Source organism: Roseovarius sp. (assembly GCF_027019125.1).
In the GTDB taxonomy this organism is placed as follows: domain Bacteria; phylum Pseudomonadota; class Alphaproteobacteria; order Rhodobacterales; family Rhodobacteraceae; genus Roseovarius.
The window spans coordinates 440,548-448,081 of the sequence record NZ_JALUXE010000002.1; the positions used below are offsets into that span (position 1 = coordinate 440,548).

Annotated in this window: 7 protein-coding genes; 6 read left to right on the forward strand and 1 reads right to left on the reverse strand. The window is 64.2% G+C overall.

Features of this window, described 5'->3' with window-relative positions:
- Positions 1–17 precede the first annotated feature (17 nt).
- On the reverse strand, positions 18–1,586 hold the full coding sequence (locus MVC20_RS02370; protein ID WP_297538094.1) for a trimethylamine methyltransferase family protein: 1,569 nt from the start codon (positions 1,584–1,586) through the stop codon (positions 18–20).
- A 165-nt stretch (positions 1,587–1,751) separates the two neighbouring features.
- Between MVC20_RS02370 and MVC20_RS02375 the strand changes: the two genes are divergently transcribed.
- From MVC20_RS02375 to MVC20_RS02400, 6 genes are all read left to right on the forward strand, one after another.
- A complete protein-coding gene (locus MVC20_RS02375; protein ID WP_297538061.1) occupies positions 1,752–2,399 on the forward strand; it encodes a TetR/AcrR family transcriptional regulator in 648 nt (215 codons plus the stop codon).
- Positions 2,400–2,520: 121 nt separating this feature from the next.
- On the forward strand, positions 2,521–3,654 hold the full coding sequence (locus MVC20_RS02380; RefSeq protein WP_297538062.1) for an ABC transporter substrate-binding protein: 1,134 nt from the start codon (positions 2,521–2,523) through the stop codon (positions 3,652–3,654).
- 113 nt (positions 3,655–3,767) lie between these two features.
- A complete protein-coding gene (gene cobA, locus MVC20_RS02385) occupies positions 3,768–4,643 on the forward strand; it encodes a uroporphyrinogen-III C-methyltransferase (RefSeq protein ID WP_297538064.1) in 876 nt (291 codons plus the stop codon).
- A complete protein-coding gene (locus MVC20_RS02390; protein ID WP_297538066.1) occupies positions 4,631–5,896 on the forward strand; it encodes a cobyrinate a,c-diamide synthase in 1,266 nt (421 codons plus the stop codon). The genes cobA and MVC20_RS02390 overlap by 13 nt, the downstream gene beginning before the upstream one ends.
- Before the next feature lie 43 nt (positions 5,897–5,939).
- Positions 5,940–7,157 carry an MFS transporter gene (locus MVC20_RS02395; RefSeq protein ID WP_297538067.1) on the forward strand — a complete coding sequence of 406 codons (1,218 nt, stop codon included), beginning with the start codon at positions 5,940–5,942 and terminating at the stop codon, positions 7,155–7,157.
- A 14-nt stretch (positions 7,158–7,171) separates the two neighbouring features.
- Positions 7,172–7,426: a hypothetical protein gene (locus MVC20_RS02400; RefSeq protein ID WP_297538069.1), complete on the forward strand. Its 255-nt coding sequence runs from the start codon at positions 7,172–7,174 to the stop codon at positions 7,424–7,426.
- Positions 7,427–7,534 lie beyond the last annotated feature (108 nt).

Below are 7,534 nucleotides of genomic sequence, written 5' to 3' on the forward strand. Positions count from 1 at the left end.
CCTCTCGTCAATTCGTTTCAATACCAGGCGTCGGCCATTTCGGACTTGCGTCGCGCGATGAACTCGCACAGCGCGCCATCAATTCCCGGATCCAGCGGCGGCGCCTCGTAATTTGCCAACACGTCTTTCCACGCCCGATTGGCACGGGTCATCGCATCGACCCCGCCCGCTTCCGACCATGTCTCATAAGTGTCGTTGTCGTCGAGCCCGCTGTCCCAATAGGCGGTCTCGTAATGCCGCAGCGTATGGGCACAACCGAACATATGCTCCCCCGGCCCCTTCTCGGCCAAGGCTTCAAAGGCCAGCGTATCCTCATTCACCTCCAACCCCTTGAGCCACGCATGCAGCGCCCCGCACATATCCATGTCCAGCATCAGCTTTTCATAAGACATCGACAAAAGACCATCGAGGAACCCGGCGGAATGCAGGATGAAATTCGCCCCGCCATTCACCGCCGACATCATCGACATCATGGATTGCGTCATCGCCTGCGCGTCGGGCAGCTTCGAGGTGCTGAAATTGCCCGCACAGCGCAGGGGCATGTTCAGCCGCCGCGCGATCTGACCCATCACCAGCGATCCCAGCGCAGGCTCGGGCGTGCCAAAGGTGGGCGACCCGCTGCGCAGCGACATCGACGAGAGAAAACTGCCCAGAATCGCGGGCGCGCCGGGACGCACCAGCTGCGTCAAGGCACAGCCCACCATGCTCTCGGCCAGACATTGCGCAATCGCCCCCGGCATCGTCAGCGGCGACACGGCCCCCCCCAACAGAAACGGCAGATGGATGGATCCCTGGCCAGCCGCGGCATAGGCGCGGATGCCCCGCGTGCTTACCCCATCCCAGACCAAGGGCGAGGTCGAGTTGAAATTGCCCATGATCACGCAATGGCTATCGACATAGTCGGAGCCGAACAGGATGCGACACATCTCGATACTGTCCTCGGCCCGCTCCGGCGCGGTGATCGACCCGAGAAAAGCCCGATCCGAATAGCGCATATGCGCGTAAACCATATCCAGATGCCGCTTGTTCACCGGAATGTCCGTGGGCTCACAGATCGTGCCGCCCGAATGATGCAGCCAGGGCGAGGATTGCGCCAGCTTGATCAGGTTCTGGAAATCCTCGATCGTTCCATAGCGCCGCCCCTTGTCCAGATCCATCACGAAGGGCGAGCCATAGGCAGGCGCAAACACCATCGACTTGCCGCCGATCCGCACCGACTTGGCCGGGTTGCGCGCGTATTGCGTGAATTCCGCCGGGGCGGTGGCCAACAGACCACGAATGAGGCCCGGCTCAAAGGTCACATTCCACGCCTCCGGCCCCACTTCCCGCGCCTTGCCGCCCGCCTGCTGAAAGAGGCGCACAGTCTCCGGGTCCTCGCGAAACTCGATGCCGATCTCGGCCAGAATCCGGTCGGCGGTCGCGATGATCGCATCAAGCCCCTCCTCCGACGCGATGTCATGGGTGGGAATGCCGCGCGTGATATAGGGCACATGCAGCGGGTTCACCGCAGTGCCCGCGCCCGTGCCGCGCCGCACCTGCATTGCGGCCCGCCCACCGCGTGCCCGACGAGGGGACGGGGCGGGCATATCAACAAGACTGTCGGTGGAAATGGCGTGCGGCATCGGCCTGATCCTGAGCTGGCCGGGCAGCACCCGGCGATAGTGGGAAACGTAATCGACACTACTGTCGAGAAAATTCACTAACCTGTCAAGAGATTTGCCACCGCCGTCAAAACCGTCTAGGCTCGACCCATGACCAACGCCCCAATCACGCGCCGCCCCAAACCCGCCCCCGATCCCGCAACCCGCGGTTCCGAGGATCTATGGCTCAACGCCGCCTATGAGGTGCTCGTCACCGCCGGGGTGGATGCGGTCAAGGTGATGCCGCTGGCCCAGATGCTTGGCCTCTCGCGCACCAGTTTCTATTGGCATTTCAAGGACCGCGAGGCGCTTCTGGCCGCCCTGCTCGACCGCTGGGAAGCGCAGAACACCGGCAATCTCGTCGCCCGCACCGAGGCCTATGCCGAATCCATCAACGAGGCGCTCTACAATCTCTTCGACTGCTGGCTCACCCGTGACCTCTTTGATTCCCGCCTCGATTTCGCGATCCGCAACTGGGCGCTCGGCGATCCGATGGTCAAGGCCAAGCTGCAACGCACGGACGAGACCCGCATCACCGCAATCCGCACCATGTTCGAGCGATTCGGCTACGCCCCCGATCACGCCGACACCCGCGCCCATACCGTCTATTACACCCAGATCGGCTATATCTCGATGATGGTCGCCGAACCCCGCGACATCCGCATCGCCCGCATGCCCGCCTATGTCGAGAATTTCTCGGGCCATCCCCCGACCCCCGCCGAGACCGACCGCTTCATGGCGCGCCATACCAGCCCTTGATGCATTCCGCTCGCATCTGGACCTTTTGCCAAAGCTGTGGAAAGGATTGAGCATCGCCCTCTGGGGGACCAAGGGCAAACCGGGACGGAGAAAACCGCCCGACATCAGGGAGAGATGACACATGACATTCAAGACACTGGCCATCGCCGGCGCACTCAGCCTCGCCGCCGCCACCGCGCAGGCGGACATCAAGGTCGGCATGATTACCACCCTGTCGGGCGGCGGTGCGGGCCTCGGCATCGACGTGCGCGATGGCTTCATGCTCGCACTGGAACAATCCGGACGCAGCGACATCGAGGTGATCATCGAGGATGACCAGCAAAAGCCCGACATCGCCGTGCAACTCTCGGACAAGATGATCCAGTCCGACAAGGTCGACGTGATGACCGGCATCATCTGGTCCAACCTCGCCATGGCCGTGGTGCCCGGTGCGGTGGCCCAAGGCAAATTCTACCTCTCGCCCAACGCGGGCCCCTCGGCGCTGGCGGGGCAAGGCTGCCTGCCCAACTATTTCAACGTCGCCTGGCAGAACGACAACCTGCACGAGGCCGCCGGGGCCTATGCCAATGACGCGGGCTACAAGAACAGCTTCATCCTCGCGCCCAACTATCCGGCAGGTCAGGACGCGCTGACCGGCTACAAGCGCTTCTACAAGGGCGAGCTTGCAGGCGAAATCTACACCCAACTGGGCCAAACCGATTACGCCGCCGAAATCGCCCAGATCCGCGCCTCCGGCGCCGACTCGGTCTTCTTCTTCCTGCCCGGCGGCATGGGCATTTCCTTCCTCAAGCAATATGCCGACAGCGGCGTTGGCCTGCCCGTGGTCGGCCCCGCCTTCAGCTTTGACCAAGGCATCCTTCAGGCCGTGGGCGACGCGGCTCTTGGCGTGGTCAACACCTCGCAATGGTCCAAGGATATCGACAACGAAACCAATGCGGCCTTTGTCGCCAGCTTTCAGGAAAAATATGGCCGCCTGCCCTCGCTCTACGCAAGCCAGGGGTTCGATACCGCCAACCTCCTGATCTCCGCTCTGGATCAGGCACAACCCTCGGATGCTGACGCCTTCCGCGCAGCCCTCAAAGCCGCCGATTTCGCCAGCACGCGCGGCGATTTCGCCTTTGGCAACAACCATCACCCGATTCAGGACATCTATGTTCGCGAAGTGATCAAGGAAGGCGACGTCTACACCAACAAGATCATCGGCGTGGCACTTGAAGATCACGTCGACGCCTACGCCGCCGAGTGCAAGATGTAACACAGCCCCGGCCGGGCCACCCAAGGCCCGGCCTCTTCCGGCATGTCGCTCTGACCCCGGTGCATGGTCGTTTGCCACCTTTCCCCCGAATGAAACTCGCGCCATAGAAAGACATGACCGACTCGCACCACCCCACTCTCCCCTCGCTTCCCGGCAGCCAATGGCCCCGGATGGAACCCGGCTGGGTCTGGCTTTGTGGTGCGGGCCCCGGCGACCCCGGCCTTTTGACACTCCACGCGGTCAACGCGCTGCAACAGGCCGATGTGGTGATCTATGACGCGCTGGTGCAGGACTGCATCCTCGACTGGGCGCCGCAGGCCCGCCACATCTACGCCGGCAAACGTGGTGGCAAACCCTCGGCCAAGCAACGCGACATTTCCCTGCAACTGGTCGATCTCGCGCGCGAGGGCAAGCGCGTGCTGCGCCTCAAGGGCGGCGACCCTTTCGTGTTCGGCCGCGGCGGCGAAGAGGCACAGACGCTGGTGCAGCACGGCGTGCCCATCCGCATCATTCCGGGCATCAGCGCGGGCATCGGCGGGCTGGCCTATGCCGGCATCCCCGTGACCCACCGCGACGTGAACCAATCCGTGACCTTCGTGACGGGGCATGACCAATCCGGTCTCACGCCCTCCTCGCTCAACTGGCAGGCCATCGCGCAGGGCAGTCAGGTGATCGTGATCTACATGGGCATGAAACACGCAGGCCAGATCAGTGCCGCGCTGCTGGACGCAGGCCGCCCGGCGGACGAGCCTTGCGCGGTCGTGTCCTCAGCCACCACCCCGGATCAGCGCGTGCTGGAAACCACTCTCGGACGGCTCGCCGCCGATATCGACTCCAGCGGCTTCGAGCCGCCCGCGATCCTCTGCATCGGGCGCTCCGTCCTCATGCGTCAGGTGCTCGACTGGCAAGGCATGATGGCCGGTGCCGCGCCGCGCGATCTCGACCCGCTCGGGCGCGGCCTGCCCGCCGAGACCGTATGCGGGGGCTGATCCTCGCCGCGCCCTCCTCCGGGGCGGGCAAGACCACGCTCACCCTCGCCCTGCTGCGCCTTCTCTCCCGCGAGGGTTTGCATGTGCGTGGCGCAAAATCCGGCCCCGATTACATCGACCCCCGCTTTCACGAGGCCGCCTGCGGCGCGCCTTGCCCCAATCTCGACGCCTGGGCCATGACGCCCGAGCGCCTGCGCAGCCTCGCGGCGGGCGACGGCCTGCTGATCATCGAGGGGGCAATGGGCCTCTTCGACGGAGCCCCCCCGAACGGGCGCGGCGCTGTGGCCGATCTGGCGCGACAACTGAGCCTGCCGGTCGTTCTGGTGGTTGACGCAGGCCGTATGGCAGGCTCGATCGCGCCGCTCGTGGCCGGGTTCGCAGGGTTTGACCCAAGGGTGCGCGTGGCAGGCATCATGCTCAACAACACAGGCTCCGACCGGCACGAGGCGATGCTGCGCCGCGCGCTTGCCCCCCTTGGACTGCCTGTTCTCGCAGCACTCCGCCGCAACCCGGCGCTGGCGCAACCCTCTCGCCATCTGGGGCTGGTACAGGCCGCCGAGCGCCCCGACCTTGAACAGTTCCTCGACACCGCCGCTGACGCGCTTGCCGCAACTCTCGACCGTGACGCGCTATTGTCGCTGGCTGCACCATTGCCCGGATCCACAGCCACCCCACGCCTTGACCCACCGGCACAGGTCATTGCCGTGGCCCAGGACTGCGCCTTCGGCTTCACTTATCCGCACATGCTCGCCGACTGGCGTGCGGCCGGGGCCGAACTCAAACCCTTCTCACCCCTCGCCGACGATCCGGTGCCAGAGGCCGGTTTCATCTTTTTGCCCGGCGGCTACCCAGAGCTGCACGCAGGCCGCCTCTCGTCCAACCATATCTTCATGCAAAGTCTCAGAAATGCCGCGCAACATGCAGATATTTATGGAGAATGCGGCGGATACATGACGCTGGGGAATGGCCTGATCGACGCCTCGGGCACCCCTCATGCCATGGCCGGTCTGCTGCCGCTCGAAACCAGCTTTGCCACCCGTCGGCTACATCTGGGCTATCGCACCCTGACCGCGGCCCAAGGCCCATTCCCCGGCACATGGGCCGCGCATGAGTTCCACTACGCCACCACCTTGCAGGCCAACGGCCCGGCGCTGTTCTCCGCCACCGATGCCGAAGGCACGGCTCTTGCCCCCATGGGCCTCCACCTTGGCCGGGTCAGCGGCTCTTTCGCGCATCTCATCGACCGCATCTGAATTGCGCTTGCAGGCCCCGCGCGACGGGTCTAGCACTTCGGCCATGACCGATATCACCCTCCAACCCGACGACAGCCGCGCCCGGCGCAATGTGGCCGTTCTCGTCGCCGCCCAAGCCATTTTGGGCGCGCAAATGCCGATGATCTTCGTCGTGGGCGGGCTTGCCGGGCAATCTCTGGCGTCGAACATCTGCTTTGCCACCCTGCCCATATCGCTGATCGTGCTGGGCTCGATGCTCTCGGCCACGCCGATTTCGCACCTGATGCAGCGTTATGGCCGCCGCGCGGGCTTTGTCATCGGCGCCTGTGCCGGGGCCATCGGCGGGGCGATTGGCGCATACGGTCTTTACACCGCCTCCTTCCCGATCTTCCTGTTGGGCAGCCTGATCACCGGCACTTATATGTCAGCCCAGGGGTTTTACCGCTTTGCCGCCGCAGATACCGCCAGCGACGCTTTCCGCGCCAAGGCGATTTCCTATGTCATGGCAGGTGGCCTGCTCAGCGCCGTGATCGGCCCACAACTGGTCAAGGCCACCTCGCAGGCCATGGTGATCCCGTTCCTTGGCACTTATCTTGCCGTCATTGTCCTGAATATCGCAGGCGCATTTCTCTTTCTCCTGCTCGACATCCCGAAGCCGCCCGTGCCCGCCGTGGATGCCCCTCATGGCCGCACACGGATGGAACTCCTGAAAACCCCGCGCATCGCCGTGGCGGTGATCTGCGCGACGGTGTCCTACGCGCTGATGAATCTGGTGATGACCTCGACACCGCTCGCCGTGGTCGGCTGCGGCTTTGACGCGGGCAACGCGGCGGATGTGGTCACGGCGCATGTGCTGGCCATGTATATCCCCTCGTTCTTCACCGGCCACCTGATTGCCCGCTTTGGCGTCGAAAAGATCGTGGCCACCGGCCTTGTCATTCTCGCGGGTGCGGGGGCTGTGGCCCTCAACGGGGTGCAGCTGGAAAATTTCTTTGCCGCCCTCATCCTCTTGGGCATCGGCTGGAACTTCGGCTTCATCGGGGCCACCACCATGCTCGCAGGCGCCCATGCCCCGCATGAGCGTGGCCGCATGCAGGGGCTCAACGACCTGATTGTCTTTGGCGGCGTGACCTTTGCCTCGCTCTCGTCGGGTGGGCTGATGAATTGCTCAGGCGGCACACCGCAGGCCGGGTGGACCTCGGTCAACCTCGCGATGGCCCCCTTCCTCATGCTGGCGGGCGGCGCGCTCATATGGCTGACGCTGCGCCCCAAGGACGCCTGAGAGAAGGGGCACACATGATACAGCAAATCTGGCAGAGCTACCGCCGCCTCCCCCTCTGGGTGCAGCTTTGGGTCGCGCTCATTCTCGTGCCGGTCAATGCCGCGTCGCTCTTCTTTGTCACGCAGCCCGCAGGCGCATGGCTGGCGCTCATGGCGGTGGGTGCCATGCTCTGCAATGGTGTGCTGATGCTGGTCGAGCGCGGCTTTTCCAAGGTGATGGCCCTGCCGCATGTTCTGATCTGGACGCCGATGAGAGCACCGCAAAGTTAGGGGCAATCAGGCCACCATTTGCGTTTCCGCGTTAGGTTTCAGACCGGGATACCACTGCTCGAACTTGGCCCTAAGCGTTTCATCGAGGGTGCGGGCACGAGTCTGAAG

Bases quoted from the DNA above. Each gene is read 5' to 3' on its own strand.
- MVC20_RS02375 (WP_297538061.1), top strand. From the start codon at position 1,752: ATGACCAACGCCCCAATCACGCGCCGCCCCAAACCCGCCCCCGATCCC.
- MVC20_RS02390 (WP_297538066.1), top strand. From the start codon at position 4,631: ATGCGGGGGCTGATCCTCGCCGCGCCCTCCTCCGGGGCGGGCAAGACC.
- MVC20_RS02370 (WP_297538094.1), bottom strand. From the start codon at position 1,586: ATGCCCGCCCCGTCCCCTCGTCGGGCACGCGGTGGGCGGGCCGCAATG.
- MVC20_RS02395 (WP_297538067.1), top strand. From the start codon at position 5,940: ATGACCGATATCACCCTCCAACCCGACGACAGCCGCGCCCGGCGCAAT.
- MVC20_RS02380 (WP_297538062.1), top strand. From the start codon at position 2,521: ATGACATTCAAGACACTGGCCATCGCCGGCGCACTCAGCCTCGCCGCC.
- cobA (WP_297538064.1), top strand. From the start codon at position 3,768: ATGACCGACTCGCACCACCCCACTCTCCCCTCGCTTCCCGGCAGCCAA.
- MVC20_RS02400 (WP_297538069.1), top strand. From the start codon at position 7,172: ATGATACAGCAAATCTGGCAGAGCTACCGCCGCCTCCCCCTCTGGGTG.